The sequence below is a fragment of the Thioalkalivibrio sp. ALE23 genome, assembly GCF_000378545.1.
Lineage (GTDB): Bacteria > Pseudomonadota > Gammaproteobacteria > Ectothiorhodospirales > Ectothiorhodospiraceae > Thioalkalivibrio.
The window spans coordinates 66,415-79,910 of the sequence record NZ_KB900032.1; the positions used below are offsets into that span (position 1 = coordinate 66,415).

The window sequence follows — 13,496 nt, forward strand, 5'->3', positions numbered from 1 at the left end:
CGCGAGAAGACGATTGCGGAAAGGAAATGGTGGCCGGGGACGGAATCGAACCGCCGACACGGGGATTTTCAATCCCCTGCTCTACCGACTGAGCTACCCGGCCAGTGCTGACTTGTTGCGGGGTTCGCCGCGAGGCGAAGGGCAGTATTAAAGCGGTCCGGGGCGCTCACGTCAAGGGCGCGCCCCGGGGCCGGCTTCAGGACTGGTTGGGGTCGACGAAGCCTTCGGGCTTTTCGGAACCGTCGCCGAACAGGAACTTCTCCATTTCCTCTTCCAGGAACTTGCGCGCCTTGGGGTCCACCGGGGTCAGGCGATACTCGTTGATGAGCATGGTCTGGTGGCTCAGCCAGGCGTTCCAGGCTTCCTTGGAGACGTTGAGGTAGATCTTCTTGCCCATCTCGCCCGGGTAGGGCGGGAAGTCCAGGCCTTCGGCCTCTTTGCCGAGTTTTACGCAGTTAACGGTTCGTGCCATGGCCGGAATCCTTTTCGCTTTGGAGTAAGCCTTGTATGGGGGCCGGGATGCCTGCCGGCCGCGACTGGCCCGGTTTATACCAGATCACCCCGGGGGCATCCATGATCCCGCACTCACCCGCCGGGAGCCGGTAGCGCTGCACGCGCAGGTCGAGCTGGTAGTGGCTGAAGCCGTGGCTCAGTGCGTCGCCTTCCAGCGCCTCGGCGTGCGGCCAGTGGGTGCGCACCCAGGCTTCCAGATGCTCCGGGTCTTCGGCCTCGGGCAGGGTGTACAGCCCGCCCCAGATGCCGCTGGGCGGGCGCTGTTCCAGGTAGATGCCCTCGGGAGCGTGCAGCAGGGCGGCCCAGCGCGTGCGTGTCGGGCGTTCGCGCTTCGGCCGCGGGTGCGGCAGCTCGGTGGTGCGTTCCTGCAGGCGGGCGCCGCAGTCTTCGGCCACCGGGCAGGCGGGGCAGTCGGGGCGGCTGCGGGTACATACCAGCGCGCCCAGATCCATGATCGCCTGGGTGTAGTCGGCGCAGCGGCTGGCGGGGGTGCGGGCCTCGGCCTCGCGCCACAGGGTTTTCTGGCTGGCGGTGCTGCCGGGCCAGCCGTCCACCGCGGCGTGGCGGGCGAGTACGCGCTTGGCGTTGCCGTCGAGGATGGCCTCGGGGGCGTCGTGTGCCTGGGCGAGGATGGCGGCGGCGGTGGAGCGGCCGATGCCGGGCAGGGCCTCCAGCGCCACGCGTTCGCGCGGGAAATGGCCGTCGTGGTCTTCCACGATGGTCCGGGCGCAGCGGTGCAGGTTGCGGGCACGGGCGTAATAGCCCAGGCCCGCCCACAGGGCGAGGACGTCGTCCACGGGGGCGGCCGCCAGGCTCTGCACGTCCGGGAAGCGCGCGGTGAAGCGCTCGAAATACGGGATGACGGTCTCGACCCGGGTCTGCTGCAGCATGATCTCGGAGACCCATACGCGGTAGGGCGTGCGCGGGTGCTGCTGCCAGGGGAGGTCGTGACGGCCGTGGTGGTCGAACCAGTCCAGCAGGCGTTGGGCGAAGGGTTGCATGATGGCGGGGAGGAGGCGCCGACGCCCGGGGCGATGTGCCCGGGCGTCGGTGTTCGTGGTCGGGTTGAACGAGTGCGGGTGACCCGGGTTCCCCGGTTTACTCGAGGAGTTCCCGCATGCGGTCTTCCGCTTCCTGCTCGAGGCTGCGTTCGGCCTCTTCGTCTTCCTCGTCTTCGTCAGCTTCTTCGGCTTGTTCGTCGTTTGCTTCTTCCTCGTCCGCTTCGTCGCGCGAGACGCCGAGGCGCTCCATCAGGCGGCGGGTGGCCTCGTCGCGCAGTTCGTCCTCGTCCACGCCCAGCTCCTGGGCGGCGCGTTCACGCAGGATGGATTCGAGGTCGAGGCGGAAGCTGGGGTCGTCGAACGTGCCGCTGATCCGGATCGGCAGGCGGACGCCGCGCAGGTCTTCCAGCGAACGTCCGCCCTGGCCTTCCAGGGTGCCGACGAGGGTCGTGTCCACGCGGTAGTCCAGCGACTCGTCGTTGAGGTCGGCCGAGCCCTCCCCGCGGACGCGCAGCAGCGGGGAGTTGCCTTCCAGGTCGTTGTTGGAGACCACGCCGTTCTCGATGTCGAAACTGCCGGAGATCTCGCTGAAGTCCGTCTGCCGCGGCTCGTCCGACTCGTATTCACGGCCGCGGATGCGGGCCTCCGCGCGGCGGATGATGTCGGCGACGTTGATGCCGCGCACCGCGCCGTCCTCGAAGCGCATGTCGCCATCGCCGTTGAGGTTGGCTCGCAGGTCGGACAGCGCCTCGCCGTGCGTGGTGATATCGAGTGCGAGGTTGCCGGTGCCCAGCAGCATGGCGTCGTCACCCTGCAGGTCGTCCAGCAGGGCGCCGATGTCCAGACCGGTCAGGTCGGTGGTGAGGCCGTAGCGCGGCTGGCTGCCCGAGGCGTCCAGCTGGATGCGGCTGGTCAGTTCGCCGTCGTAGCCGGTGGCGGACAGCGGGTCGATCACCCAGTCGCCGCCGCGCGCCCGGATGTCCAGCGCGATGTCGCGCAGTTCCAGGCCCATCAGGATCAGGCGCCCATCGAGGGCCAGGCTGCCGTCCACGTCGACGGAACGCAGGGCTTCCATCGGCAGTTCGACCCGCAGCTCCTCGGCTTCTTCCTCGTCGGGGGTGCCGTTGGCTTCGCCGGTGCGCGCCTCTTCGACCTCCGGCGGGAGGTAGCGGTCGACGTTGAGCTCGTTGCCGCGCAGGTCGAAACCGAAATGCGGCCGCTCGCCGGTGGTGTCCAGCGTGGCGTCACCGCTGAGGGTCGTGTCGTCGAGGGTGAACAGGAACGGCGACAGTTCCAGGTTGCCCGGCGTACCGGCCGCGGAAAGGTCGAACGCGACCCGCTGCAGGGCATCCGGATCCGCGGTGGCCGGGGCTTCCAGCCCCAGATCGTCCATGACCGAGCGCAGGTTGAAGGTGTTGGAGCGCAGTTCGCCACGCATCTGTGGCTGGTCGCCCTGCAGGTTGCCCAGTTCGGCAAACCCGGTGAGGGTGACTTCGGAGGCCTCCAGGGTCAGGCGCTCCATGCGCAGGCGGGTGTCGTCTTCGTCCACCTCCAGCGCCACGTCGCTGCGGAAGATGACGGTCATCGGCTGCGGCACCGGGCCGCCTTCCACGTCGAGGTTCAGGTCCAGACGACGCACTGCATAGCGATTGTTCAGCAGGTCGAGGTTGACCAGTCCGGTCAGGTCCATGGTGGTGCTGAGCGGCTGCTCCAGCGCGCCGCCCTCGGCCTCCAGCGCGGCGGACATTTCCAGCCGGGTCTCCACGCCGGGCTGGAAGCGGCCCACCTGCAGGCTGAACGGGTCCAGCACCGCGCGCATCCCGGTCTCGCGGTCGTCCCACACCACGCGGGCGTTGGTCAGGCTGACGCCGGCGATATCGATCCGTTCCATGGCCAGGCGCGATTCGGTGGCGGTGCGTTCTTCTTCTTCGTTGCCGGTCACGGCCTCGTCACGGGCCTCGTCGGCGCGGGCAGCGAGGTCGTCCCAGTTGTTGCGGCCGTCCTCGTCGCGCGCCAGGTTCAGGCGCACGCCGTCGCCTTCAACCCGTTGCACTTCCAGCTCGCGGCGCAGCAGCGGCATGACCGCGACAGCCACGTCCACCACGTCGAGCTCGGCGAAGGGTTCGTCGCCGAAGCCCTCGGCGTTGCCGAAGCGCACGTCTTCCAGGCGCAGGCCGAGAATGGGGAACAGCGTCAGGCTGACATCGCCGGCCAGTTCCAGATCGCGCCCGGTCTGTTCGTGCACCTGGGCCTCGATGCGCTCCTTGTAATCGTTGGCGTCGAACGTCACCAGCAGATACGCGGCGACGACGATCACCACGAGGATCAGGATGCCGATCAGGCCAAACAGGCGCTTGATCCATTTCATGTTCGGGAATCTCCTTGCGGGTCGGGGGCCTTCCAGCTGCCGCTGCGACCGCCGTGTTTTTCCAGAAGCCGGACCGTTTCCAGCACCATGCCCCGGTCCACGGCCTTGCACATATCGTAGATGGTCAGAAGGGTGGCGGAGACCGCAGTCAGGGCCTCCATCTCCACGCCGGTGACTGCATGTACTTCGCAGGTTGCCCGGGCCACGACCGCGTCATCTTCCAGATCGAATTCGACCGCCACGCGGCTGAGTCCGATGGGATGGCACAGCGGGATCAGGTCCCCGGTACGCTTGGCCCCCATGATACCGGCGATGCGGGCAATGCCCAGAACATCCCCTTTGGAATGATTGCCTTCGCGGACCTTCTGCAGGGTCTCCGGCTGCATGCGAATGCGGCCCTCGGCGATGGCCACGCGGTGGGAGACGGCCTTGTCGCCGACATCGACCATGTGGGCATGGCCGTGGGCGTCAAAATGAGTGAAGTCGGTCATCCGGCTATAATGCTTGTTTGAAAGCCACACGTGTAGGGGCTGCATGGCGGTAAAAGTGCTGTATTTCGCGCGTTTGCGCGAAGAACTGGGCCGTGAGGGCGACCGGGCCGAACTCCCGGCCGAGGGTTTTACCGTGGCCGGCCTGTGGGAGCACCTGCATGGCGAACCCCCGCCGCAGCGGCTGATGAGCGCGGTCAATCAGACCCGCGCCGATCTCGAAACCCCGGTGCGTGATGGCGACGAGGTGGCCTTCTTCCCGCCGGTGACCGGGGGCTGAGCATGACCGTGACCATCCACTCCGAGGATTTCGACCCCTGGGGCGTGCTGCGCGCGGCGGAGCAGGACATCCCCGCCGAGGCCCGCGGGGCGGCCAGCGTGTTCGTCGGCCGCATGCGCGACTTCAACGAGGACGACACGGTCACCGGGCTGTTTCTGGAGCATTATCCGGGCATGACCGAGCAGGAGCTGGAGCGCATCGTGGAGGCCGCCCAGCAGCGCTGGCCCCTGCTGGGCGTGCATGTTGCGCACCGCGTGGGCGAGGTGCGGCCGGGCGATGCGCTGGTGCTGGTGGCGACCTGGTCGGCCCATCGTGCGGCCGCCCGCGATGCCTGCAGCGACATCCTGGAGCGGCTCAAGCACGAGGCCCCGTTCTGGAAGCGCGAGCGCCTGGCCGACGGCAGCAGCCGCTGGGTGGAGCGCAACACGCCCGGCTGAATCCCGCGCGTCGCGCGCGAGGGGGATCAGCCGTCCAGCAGCTCGCGCGGGTTGAAGCTGGATGACTCCGCCATCTTTTCATACCAGTCGCCGGCTTCGTCTTCCGGCGGCACGTGGATCATCAGCCGCAGATACAGATCGCCCGGGGTCTTGCCGGGCAGACCCTTGCCCTTCAGGCGCACCTGCTTGCCCGACTGCGAGCCCTTCGGCACCTTCAGGTTGACCGGTCCGTGCGGGGTGGGCGCCTCGATCGTGGCGCCCAGCGCGGCCTCCCACGGGGTGATCGGGATGTCGCGGTACAGGTCGCGCCCTTCCACCCGGTAGTTGGGATCCGGCTTGATGCGGATCTCCAGCAGCAGGTCGCCCGGGGCGCCGTTGCCCACGCCGGGGTCGCCCTGGCCGCGTACCCGGACCCGCGAGCCGTCCTTGGCGCCGGCGGGGATGCGCACGCGCTGCGGGCGCCCGCGCGGGTCGGTCACCGACAGCTCGGCGCCGTGCATGGCCTGTTCGAGGGTCACTTCCACCGCGCCTTCGCGGTCGGCACCACGCACGTCGAAGCCGCGCCGGCGACCGCCGCCGCCCATGCCGCCGCCGCCAAAGATCGACTCGAAGAAGTCGGAGAAGCCGCCGAAATCGGCCCCGCCGGCGCCCGGTCCGGCGCCCCGTGCGCGGCCGCCGGCACCCGCACCGGTCCAGCCGTCCCAGCCCGGCGGCGGACGGAAGTCCTGCCCCTGGCGCCAGTTGGCGCCCAGCTGGTCGTAGGCCTTGCGCTTTTCCGGGTCCCCGAGGGCCTCGTAGGCCTCGTTGACCTCCTTGATGCGCGTCTCGGCCTGCGGGTCGTCACTGACGTCGGGGTGGTACTTGCGCGCCAGCTTGCGATAGGCCTTCTTGATGTCGTCCTGGCTGGCGTTGCGGTCCACGCCCAGGATCTTGTAGTAATCCTTGTATTCCATCTCCTGCCTCGAGTCGGAACCCTTTCGGCGACCGGCGAAGCCGGTGTGTATGCGTTCGCGTTCGGGTACCACCCGAATCCCGGGCCATCATACCCGGGATTCGGGTGCTACCGGCACCAATCAAAAGGCGCTGCCCGCTCGCGCCGGCAGCGCCCGTTGGGAGGCCCGTCCCGGCCGGGGCCGGGAACGTCGCCGGATGCGGATCAGCTCTCGATCTCGATCCGGCGCGGCTGCACCCTGGCCTGCTTGGGAATGCGAACCTCCAGCACGCCGTTCTGGCTGCGCGCGGAGATGTTCTCCGCATCGGCGGTGTCCGGCAGCGAGAAGCGGCGGAAGAAGGTGCCACGCATGCGCTCCGCGCGCTTGTAGCCTTCCTTCTCTTCTGCGTTTTCGTACTTGCGTTCGCCACGCAGGGTCAGCACGCCGTTCTCCATGTGCAGCTCGATGTCCTTGGGATCCACGCCCGGGACGTCGGCATGCAGCACGTAGGCATCGGTCTCCTCGCGGATGTCCACCGCAGGGCTCCAGTCGGCCGCGCTCACCGAGTCCTCGTCGCCGGGTACGTCGGGCAGGCGGCCGAGTTCACGCGAGAGCTGGTCAAGGAAACACTGATCAATGTACACGTTCGCGTTGGCACCCCAGGTTCCCCGATCCTGCGTTGCGGCCCTTGCCGGTAGAACCACTACCGGCTGCGCATCGCGCCTTGTCTCGGAAAACCTGGGGTGCCAACGCGAACGTGTACATTGATCAGTGTTTCCTTAAGCAGGCTCCAGGGTTCGTAACGCATCATGTTCATGGCAATCCCCTCCTTCATCGGGTGTCTTGTTGACTCAGTAATCGAAGTAGGGGCGTTCCGGGGAGATTTCAAGCCAGGCGGCGAAAATCGCGCAGGCGGTAGTCATTTTCGGTAACCAGTTCGAAAAGGCCGTGGATTCCGTCGTGGGTCATGTACGGGCGCAGCAGCCGCGCCGGGAACTGCACGCTGACCCCCGCCTCGGAGATCGCGAATACGGTGGTGGAGCGCCCGGAATAGTACTGCTCCATCATGTCCGGGGAGATGTCCAGGCGGATGCGGAAACGCTGCATGGCGGGTCAGTCCGATGGGGCGGAGCGCGCGGGGCGGGATCGGCCGGGTGGGGCTGGCCCCGCGACCCCCGGTCTCCCGTATACTGCGCGCCTGACAAATTTAGCAAGGAATCGCCATGCGCCCCAGCGGTCGACAGCCCGACGAGATGCGCCCGGTCCGTTTCACCCGGCACTTCACCCGCCACGCCGAAGGTTCGGTGCTGGTGGAGTTCGGTGACACCCGGGTGCTGTGCAATGCCACCATCGAGCCCCGCGTGCCGCCCTGGCTCAAGGGCAAGGGCAAGGGCTGGGTCACCGCCGAGTACAGCATGCTGCCGCGTTCCACCCATGACCGCATGGCGCGCGAGGCGGCCCGCGGCAAGCTGGGCGGACGGACCATGGAGATCCAGCGCCTGATCGGTCGCGCCCTGCGCGCGGTGGTCGACATGGAAGCGCTGGGCGAGCGCCAGATCATTGTCGACTGCGACGTGATCCAGGCCGACGGCGGCACGCGCACGGCCTCGATCAGTGGTGCCTTCGTGGCCCTGCGCGACGCGGTGGCGCACGGGCGCGAGATCGGCCTGCTGAAGAAGGATCCGCTGCACGGACATCTCGCGGCGGTGTCCGTGGGGATCTTCCAGGGAACGCCGGTGCTGGACCTCGACTACGACGAGGACTCCGCGGCCGAGACCGATCTGAACCTGGTGATGAACGAGGCCGGCGGGGTGATCGAGATCCAGGGCACGGCCGAGGGCCATGCCTTCCGCCGCGACGAACTGGACAGCATGCTGGATCTGGGCGAGAAGGGTGTGAGTAACATCATCGACGCGCAACGCGCGGTCCTGGGCGAGGGCTGAGCGGAATGGCGGCGCAGCGCGTGGTCCTGGCCACCGGCAACCCGGGCAAGCGGAGCGAGCTGGCGGCGCTGCTGGAGCCGCTGGGCATGGAGGTCGTGACGCAGACCGGGCTGGGCGTGCCGGAGGCCGAGGAGACCGGCCTGACCTTCGTCGAGAACGCGCTGCTGAAGGCACGCAACGCGGCCCGGCACACCGGGCTGGCGGCGGTGGCCGACGACTCGGGGCTGGAGGTGGATGCCCTGGGCGGCGAGCCGGGTATCTATTCCTCGCGCTATGCCGGGGAGAGCGGTGACGGCGCCGATGCCGCCAACAACGCGAAGCTGCTGGACGCGCTGGCGGATGTGCCGCAGGAACGCCGCGGCGCCGGCTTCCGCGCGGTGGTGGTGTTCCTGCGCCATGCCGACGATCCCGCCCCGCTGATCGCCGAGGGCGTGTGGCGCGGGCGCATCGCCACGGCACCGTCCGGCGATGGCGGGTTCGGCTACGATCCGCTGTTCGAGCTGCCGGAGCACGGCTGCACCTCGGCCGAGCTGGAGCCGAGCGAGAAGAATCGTCTGAGTCATCGCGGCCGGGCGCTGGCGAAACTGGCCCGGGCCCTGCGGGAACGTGCCGGGAGCTGAGCCGGGGGCTATGCTCCCGGCATGACCCCGAGCTTCGATACCCCGATCCCGCTGGCGCTGTACGTCCACCTGCCGTGGTGCGTGCGCAAGTGCCCGTACTGCGATTTCAACTCCCACGAACCCCGTAGCGGCGAGCCCCCGTTCGCCGACTACGTGGCCGCGCTGCTGCGCGATCTGGAGGCGCAGCTGCCCGAGGTCTGGGGGCGGCGTATCGAGAGCGTGTTCATCGGTGGCGGGACCCCCAGCATGTTCCCGCCCGAGGCGATGGCGGAGCTGATGTCCGGGTTGCGGGCGCTGCTGCCGCTGCGCCCGGACGTGGAGATCACGCTGGAGGCGAATCCCGGCACCGCCGACCGCGATTTCTTCCGTGGCTACCGCGAGGCCGGGATCAACCGGCTGTCGCTGGGGGTGCAGAGCTTCGACGGCGCGATGCTGCAGCGTCTCGGTCGCATCCACGGGCCGGAGGAGGCGGCCGCGGCGGTGGAACATGCGCGGGCCGCCGGCTTCGAGCGGATCAACCTGGATCTCATGTTCGGTCTGCCGGGGCAGACGGTGGCGCAGGGCATGGCGGATCTGGAGGCGGCGATCGCGCAGCAGCCGGAGCACATTTCCTGGTATCAGCTCACCCTGGAGCCCAATACGCTGTTCGCCGCGCGCCCGCCGGAGCTGCCGGAGGATGACACCGTGGCCGAACTTTTTGCCGCCGGAAGCTTGCGTCTCGCGGAGGCGGACTATACTCGCTACGAAGTGTCCGCTTACGCGAGGGCGGGTGAAGCGTGCCGGCACAACCTGAACTACTGGACCTTCGGGGACTACCTCGGCATCGGTGCCGGTGCCCACGGCAAGCTGACGCAGGTCCACGACGGCTCCATCATCCGCCGCGTGCGACCGCGCCAGCCGCAGGCCTACCTCGCCGATCCGACCGGCGGGCGGGATACGCCGGTCGCAGCCGGCGAGCGGCCGTTCGAGTTCATGCTGAACGTCCTGCGGCTGGTCGATGGCGTGCCCGAGGCGCGGTTCCGCGAGCGGACCGGGCTGCCCCTGGAGGCACTGGAGCCCGGGCTGGAGCGTGCGCGTCAGCGCGGCCTGATGGATCCCGCCGGAAGCGGCGTCCTGCGAACCACCACGGAGGGCCTGCAGTTTCTCAATGATGTCCTGGAAGGGTTTCTGCCGGAGGCTGCCAACGATGTCGAGGAGGTGTCGCGATGACCCGACCGATCGAATTCGTGGCGTTTGCTTGTCCCTGGTGCGGAGAACCGGGCGAGACGACGGTGGATGTGATGAGTGACGAGGATGAATGGGTGGAGGACTGTGGCGTGTGCTGCTCGCCCATCGTGTTCCGTCACCTGACGACCACCGAGGATGATATCCCCGTGGTCGATGCTCAGAGGGAAGGTGGCTGATGGCCGCGGATTACGTCCCCATACCCTGCGCGCGCTACTCCGAGCTGGAGCTTTGCATCATGCACGGGGAGGCGCTGCGGATCCGCTGGCGCCACCGGGGCCTCGACGAGGTGGCGCGGGTGTGGCCGCTGGATCTGCGCACCCGCCGGGGCGTGGAGTATCTGATCCTGCGCGATGCCGAGGGCCGGCGCCAGTGGCGCCGGCTGGACCGTCTGCTGGAGTTCGCGCCGCTGGCGGCCGGCGCCTGAGCCCGGGCCGGGGCGTCAGGGCGTCGCCTCAGGAGCGCTTCATCTGGTCGAAGAACTCGCTGTTGGTCTTCGACGACTGCATGCGGCCGAGCAGGAATTCCATCGCCTCGATGTCGTCCATGCCGTGCAGGAACTTCCGCAGGATCCACAGTTTCTGCAGCTCTTCCGGGTCGGTCAGCAGTTCCTCGCGGCGGGTGCCGGAACGGTTGACGTTGATCGCCGGGTAGATGCGCTTCTCGGCGATGCGCCGCTCCAGGTGCACCTCCATGTTGCCGGTACCCTTGAATTCCTCGTAGATCACCTCGTCCATCTTGGAGCCGGTGTCCACCAGGGCCGTGGCGAGGATGGTGAGGCTGCCGCCTTCCTCGACATTGCGCGCGGCGCCGAAGAAGCGCTTGGGCCGGTGCAGGGCGTTGGCGTCGACGCCGCCGGTGAGCACCTTGCCGGAGCTGGGGGCCACGGTGTTGTAGGCGCGTGCCAGGCGGGTGATGGAATCCAGCAGGATGACCACGTCGCGGCGGTGCTCCACCAGGCGCTTGGCCTTCTCGATGACCATCTCGGCCACCTGCACGTGGCGCTGGGCCGGTTCGTCAAAGGTGGAGGAGACGACCTCGCCCTGCACCATGCGGTCCATCTCGGTCACTTCCTCGGGCCGTTCGTCGACCAGCAGGACGATGAGATAGCACTCCGGGTAATTGGTCGCGATGCTCTGGGCGATGTTCTGCAGGATCAGGGTCTTGCCGGCCTTGGGCGGCGAGACGATCAGGCCGCGCTGGCCCTTGCCGAACGGCGCGACGATGTCGATGACCCGCGCGGTGATGTCCTCGGTGGAGCCGTTGCCCCGCTCCATGCGCATGCGGTGACTGGCATGCAGCGGCGTGAGGTTCTCGAACAGGACCTTGTGTCTGGCATTTTCCGGCGGCTCGAAGTTGATCTCCGAGACCTTCAGCAGCGCGAAGTAGCGTTCGTTGTCCTTCGGCGGGCGGATCTTGCCGGCCACCGTGTCGCCGGTGCGCAGGCCGAAGCGGCGGATCTGGCTGGGGGAGACGTAGACGTCGTCGGGGCCGGCCTGATAGGAGGCGTCCGGGCTGCGCAAAAAGCCGAAGCCGTCGGAGAGGATCTCCAGGACGCCGTCGCCGTAAATCGCCTCGCCGCTTTTCGCGTGGGCCTTCAGCAGGGCAAAGATGATGTCCTGCTTGCGGGCACGGGACATGTTCTCGATGCCCTGGTTTTCGGCGAGGCCAACGAGGTCGGCGGCGGTCATCCGCTTCAGTTCGGTCAGATTCATGCGTGGGGCGCTGTGCTCAACGTGGATGAACGGCGGCCGGGGATGGCCGCAGGATTGCAATGATGACGGGGCAGGGGACGACCCCGGGAGAGGCCCGGCGCCGACGAAACGCTCGAATATTAAGCGGGGCGGGCGGCTGTTGCAAGCCCGCCCCGCAACGGAAGGTGACCGTGATTCCGCTCAGGTGTGCTGATCGAGGAAGGCGGTCAGCTGCGACTTGGACAGGGCGCCGACCTTGGTGGCCTCCACGTCCCCGTTCTTGAACAGCATGAGCGTCGGGATGCCGCGGATACCGAACTTGGGCGGCGTCGACGGGTTCTCGTCGATGTTCAGTTTGGCAACCTTGACCTTGCCGGCGTATTCTTCGGCGATTTCGTCCAGAATCGGCGCGATCATCTTGCAGGGACCGCACCATTCCGCCCAGTAGTCCACCAGGACCGGCTGGTCGGACTTCAGGACGTCCTCGTCGAAACTCGCGTCCGATGTATAAATGATCTTGTCGCTCACTCCGCGTCCTCATGACGTTGGGTTGGCACCGGCCTTCTTCAGGGCCGCGTACGCCGTACTATCGACGAAGATGACGGGAAAGTTCAAGTAAAACAGCGAAGCCCGCCCGGGAGCCCCATGACAGACGCCGCGCACGAACCCGCCCAGCCCGCATTCGACCGTTTCGATCTGCCCGAGGCGGTGCGCGCGGGGGTGCGCCGTGCCGGATTCGATACCTGTACTCCCATCCAGGCGCAGGCGCTGCCGGTGGCCCTGGCGGGGCGCGATGTGGCCGGGCAGGCGCAGACCGGAACCGGCAAGACCGCCGCGTTCCTCATCGCGACGTTCAACCGGCTGCTGCGCCAGGCCCCGGCGGAACACCGTCGCGCCACCGACGTGCGCGCCCTGATCCTCGCGCCGACGCGCGAGCTGGCGGTGCAGATCCACCGCGACGCCGAACTGCTGGGCGCCGATACCGGCCTGAAGCTGGCACTGGCCTACGGCGGCACCGACTACGATCGCCAGCGGGAAGCGCTGGCCGCCGGCGCCGACGTGCTGATCGGCACCCCGGGGCGCATCATCGACTACTTCAAGCAGAAGGTCTTCGGCCTGAAGCACACCGAGGTGGTGGTGCTGGACGAGGCCGACCGGATGTTCGATCTGGGCTTCATCAAGGACGTGCGCTTCCTGATGCGCCGCTGCGCCCCGCCGCAGGAACGGCTGTCCATGCTGTTCTCGGCGACGCTGTCGTGGCGGGTGATGGAGCTGGCCTACGAGCACATGAACAACCCGGAGAAGGTGCAGATCGAGGCGGAGACCATGACCGCCGACCGGGTGCGCCAGACCGTCTACTATCCGGCCAACGACGAGAAGATCCCGCTGCTGCTGGCGCTGGCGCGGGATCTGGCGCCGGAACGGGCGATCGTGTTCTCCAACACCAAGCACGGGGCGGAGAAGGTGGCCGACTGGCTGAATGCCAACGGCCACGCCGCCGCGCTGCTCTCGGGCGACGTGCCGCAGAAGAAGCGCTCGAAGCTGCTGGAGGGCTTCGCCGCGGGTGAATACACCTTCCTGGTGGCGACCGACGTGGCGGCCCGCGGGCTGCACATCCCCGAGGTCACGCATGTGTTCAACTTCGACCTGCCGCAGTCCGGGGAGGACTACGTGCACCGCATCGGGCGTACTGCGCGCGCCGGTGCCGAGGGCGACGCGATCAGCTTCGGCTGCGAGGACTCGGCGTTCTACCTGCCCGATATCGAGTCCTACCTGGGCGAGCGCATCCCCACCGAGAACATCGAACGCGCCGCCCTGCCGCAGGACCTGACCCGGCCGCAACCGCGCGAGCGCAAGCCGCGCGGCGGGCCCGGCGGCGGCCGTGGCGGGCCGCGGCGCGGTGGCTCCTCGGGGCGTTCCCGCGGGAACGGCCGCGGCCGCTGAGTCCGGCGCGCCGCCCGCGATGGAGACCCTGGACCTGCAGGTTGGCGATTCC

General features: G+C 68.2%; 17 protein-coding genes and 1 tRNA gene. 8 read left to right on the forward strand and 10 right to left on the reverse strand.

Annotated features, from left to right (window positions below):
• Window positions 1–27: 27 nt before the first annotated feature.
• The 5 genes from F573_RS0103965 to moaC all read right to left on the reverse strand — a co-directional run bounded on the left by F573_RS0103965 (window position 28) and on the right by moaC (window position 4,373).
• Window positions 28–103: transfer RNA gene (locus F573_RS0103965), tRNA-Phe, on the reverse strand.
• A gap of 93 nt (window positions 104–196) precedes the next feature.
• Window positions 197–472 (reverse strand): oxidative damage protection protein, encoded by a 276-nt coding sequence (locus F573_RS0103970; RefSeq protein WP_018869000.1) that lies wholly within the window; start codon window positions 470–472, stop codon window positions 197–199.
• Window positions 456–1,514 carry an A/G-specific adenine glycosylase gene (mutY, locus tag F573_RS0103975; RefSeq protein ID WP_019021530.1) on the reverse strand — a complete coding sequence of 353 codons (1,059 nt, stop codon included), beginning with the start codon at window positions 1,512–1,514 and terminating at the stop codon, window positions 456–458. Before mutY ends, F573_RS0103970 begins: the two co-directional genes overlap by 17 nt.
• A gap of 97 nt (window positions 1,515–1,611) precedes the next feature.
• On the reverse strand, window positions 1,612–3,882 hold the full coding sequence (locus F573_RS0103980; protein WP_019021531.1) for an AsmA family protein: 2,271 nt from the start codon (window positions 3,880–3,882) through the stop codon (window positions 1,612–1,614).
• Entirely contained in the window at window positions 3,879–4,373 is a 495-nt protein-coding gene (moaC, locus tag F573_RS0103985) for a cyclic pyranopterin monophosphate synthase MoaC (protein ID WP_018869003.1), read from the reverse strand. The genes F573_RS0103980 and moaC overlap by 4 nt, the downstream gene beginning before the upstream one ends.
• Window positions 4,374–4,416: 43 nt before the next feature.
• Here moaC and moaD point away from each other — a divergent pair, with 43 nt between their 5' ends.
• Complete coding sequence (gene moaD, locus F573_RS0103990; protein ID WP_019021532.1) at window positions 4,417–4,650, forward strand: molybdopterin converting factor subunit 1; 234 nt, start codon at window positions 4,417–4,419, stop codon at window positions 4,648–4,650.
• A gap of 2 nt (window positions 4,651–4,652) precedes the next feature.
• Entirely contained in the window at window positions 4,653–5,087 is a 435-nt protein-coding gene (locus tag F573_RS0103995) for a molybdenum cofactor biosynthesis protein MoaE (RefSeq protein ID WP_019021533.1), read from the forward strand.
• Window positions 5,088–5,113: 26 nt separating this feature from the next.
• On the opposite strand, the gene F573_RS0104000 is transcribed toward F573_RS0103995, so the two are convergent.
• The 3 genes from F573_RS0104000 to F573_RS0104010 all read right to left on the reverse strand — a co-directional run bounded on the left by F573_RS0104000 (window position 5,114) and on the right by F573_RS0104010 (window position 7,126).
• A complete protein-coding gene (locus tag F573_RS0104000; RefSeq protein WP_018869006.1) occupies window positions 5,114–6,040 on the reverse strand; it encodes a DnaJ C-terminal domain-containing protein in 927 nt (308 codons plus the stop codon).
• Window positions 6,041–6,243: 203 nt separating this feature from the next.
• Entirely contained in the window at window positions 6,244–6,663 is a 420-nt protein-coding gene (locus F573_RS0104005) for an Hsp20/alpha crystallin family protein (RefSeq protein ID WP_019021534.1), read from the reverse strand.
• A 241-nt stretch (window positions 6,664–6,904) separates the two neighbouring features.
• Complete coding sequence (locus tag F573_RS0104010) at window positions 6,905–7,126, reverse strand: DUF2835 family protein (RefSeq protein WP_018869008.1); 222 nt, start codon at window positions 7,124–7,126, stop codon at window positions 6,905–6,907.
• Window positions 7,127–7,242: 116 nt separating this feature from the next.
• Between F573_RS0104010 and rph the strand changes: the two genes are divergently transcribed.
• The 5 genes from rph to F573_RS0104035 are packed head-to-tail and all read left to right on the forward strand — an operon-like array spanning window position 7,243 to window position 10,233.
• A complete protein-coding gene (gene rph, locus F573_RS0104015) occupies window positions 7,243–7,962 on the forward strand; it encodes a ribonuclease PH (protein ID WP_019021535.1) in 720 nt (239 codons plus the stop codon).
• Window positions 7,963–7,967: 5 nt separating this feature from the next.
• Window positions 7,968–8,582 (forward strand): RdgB/HAM1 family non-canonical purine NTP pyrophosphatase, encoded by a 615-nt coding sequence (gene rdgB / locus F573_RS0104020; protein WP_019021536.1) that lies wholly within the window; start codon window positions 7,968–7,970, stop codon window positions 8,580–8,582.
• Between the two features lie 21 nt (window positions 8,583–8,603).
• Window positions 8,604–9,791, forward strand: a complete 1,188-nt coding sequence (gene hemW / locus F573_RS0104025; protein ID WP_019021537.1) for a radical SAM family heme chaperone HemW — start codon at window positions 8,604–8,606, stop codon at window positions 9,789–9,791.
• Window positions 9,788–9,985: a CPXCG motif-containing cysteine-rich protein gene (locus F573_RS0104030; protein WP_018869012.1), complete on the forward strand. Its 198-nt coding sequence runs from the start codon at window positions 9,788–9,790 to the stop codon at window positions 9,983–9,985. The genes hemW and F573_RS0104030 overlap by 4 nt, the downstream gene beginning before the upstream one ends.
• Window positions 9,985–10,233: a hypothetical protein gene (locus F573_RS0104035; RefSeq protein WP_019021538.1), complete on the forward strand. Its 249-nt coding sequence runs from the start codon at window positions 9,985–9,987 to the stop codon at window positions 10,231–10,233. Before F573_RS0104030 ends, F573_RS0104035 begins: the two co-directional genes overlap by 1 nt.
• 28 nt (window positions 10,234–10,261) lie before the next feature.
• Here F573_RS0104035 and rho read toward each other — a convergent pair whose 3' ends face one another.
• Both rho and trxA read right to left on the reverse strand, forming a co-directional pair.
• Window positions 10,262–11,521 carry a transcription termination factor Rho gene (rho, locus tag F573_RS0104040; RefSeq protein WP_019021539.1) on the reverse strand — a complete coding sequence of 420 codons (1,260 nt, stop codon included), beginning with the start codon at window positions 11,519–11,521 and terminating at the stop codon, window positions 10,262–10,264.
• Between the two features lie 180 nt (window positions 11,522–11,701).
• A complete protein-coding gene (trxA, locus tag F573_RS0104045) occupies window positions 11,702–12,028 on the reverse strand; it encodes a thioredoxin TrxA (protein WP_018869015.1) in 327 nt (108 codons plus the stop codon).
• 117 nt (window positions 12,029–12,145) lie between these two features.
• Here trxA and F573_RS0104050 point away from each other — a divergent pair, with 117 nt between their 5' ends.
• Window positions 12,146–13,444 carry a DEAD/DEAH box helicase gene (locus tag F573_RS0104050; protein ID WP_019021540.1) on the forward strand — a complete coding sequence of 433 codons (1,299 nt, stop codon included), beginning with the start codon at window positions 12,146–12,148 and terminating at the stop codon, window positions 13,442–13,444.
• Window positions 13,445–13,496: the final 52 nt, after the last annotated feature.

Excerpts from the sequence above, each read along its gene's own strand:
- rho (WP_019021539.1), bottom strand. The coding sequence starts at position 11,521 with ATGAATCTGACCGAACTGAAGCGGATGACCGCCGCCGACCTCGTTGGC.
- mutY (WP_019021530.1), bottom strand. The coding sequence starts at position 1,514 with ATGCAACCCTTCGCCCAACGCCTGCTGGACTGGTTCGACCACCACGGC.
- F573_RS0103995 (WP_019021533.1), top strand. The coding sequence starts at position 4,653 with ATGACCGTGACCATCCACTCCGAGGATTTCGACCCCTGGGGCGTGCTG.
- F573_RS0104000 (WP_018869006.1), bottom strand. The coding sequence starts at position 6,040 with ATGGAATACAAGGATTACTACAAGATCCTGGGCGTGGACCGCAACGCC.
- rdgB (WP_019021536.1), top strand. The coding sequence starts at position 7,968 with ATGGCGGCGCAGCGCGTGGTCCTGGCCACCGGCAACCCGGGCAAGCGG.
- rph (WP_019021535.1), top strand. The coding sequence starts at position 7,243 with ATGCGCCCCAGCGGTCGACAGCCCGACGAGATGCGCCCGGTCCGTTTC.
- moaD (WP_019021532.1), top strand. The coding sequence starts at position 4,417 with ATGGCGGTAAAAGTGCTGTATTTCGCGCGTTTGCGCGAAGAACTGGGC.
- F573_RS0103980 (WP_019021531.1), bottom strand. The coding sequence starts at position 3,882 with ATGAAATGGATCAAGCGCCTGTTTGGCCTGATCGGCATCCTGATCCTC.
- F573_RS0104010 (WP_018869008.1), bottom strand. The coding sequence starts at position 7,126 with ATGCAGCGTTTCCGCATCCGCCTGGACATCTCCCCGGACATGATGGAG.
- F573_RS0104050 (WP_019021540.1), top strand. The coding sequence starts at position 12,146 with ATGACAGACGCCGCGCACGAACCCGCCCAGCCCGCATTCGACCGTTTC.
- F573_RS0104035 (WP_019021538.1), top strand. The coding sequence starts at position 9,985 with ATGGCCGCGGATTACGTCCCCATACCCTGCGCGCGCTACTCCGAGCTG.
- F573_RS0103970 (WP_018869000.1), bottom strand. The coding sequence starts at position 472 with ATGGCACGAACCGTTAACTGCGTAAAACTCGGCAAAGAGGCCGAAGGC.
- F573_RS0104030 (WP_018869012.1), top strand. The coding sequence starts at position 9,788 with ATGACCCGACCGATCGAATTCGTGGCGTTTGCTTGTCCCTGGTGCGGA.
- moaC (WP_018869003.1), bottom strand. The coding sequence starts at position 4,373 with ATGACCGACTTCACTCATTTTGACGCCCACGGCCATGCCCACATGGTC.
- hemW (WP_019021537.1), top strand. The coding sequence starts at position 8,604 with ATGACCCCGAGCTTCGATACCCCGATCCCGCTGGCGCTGTACGTCCAC.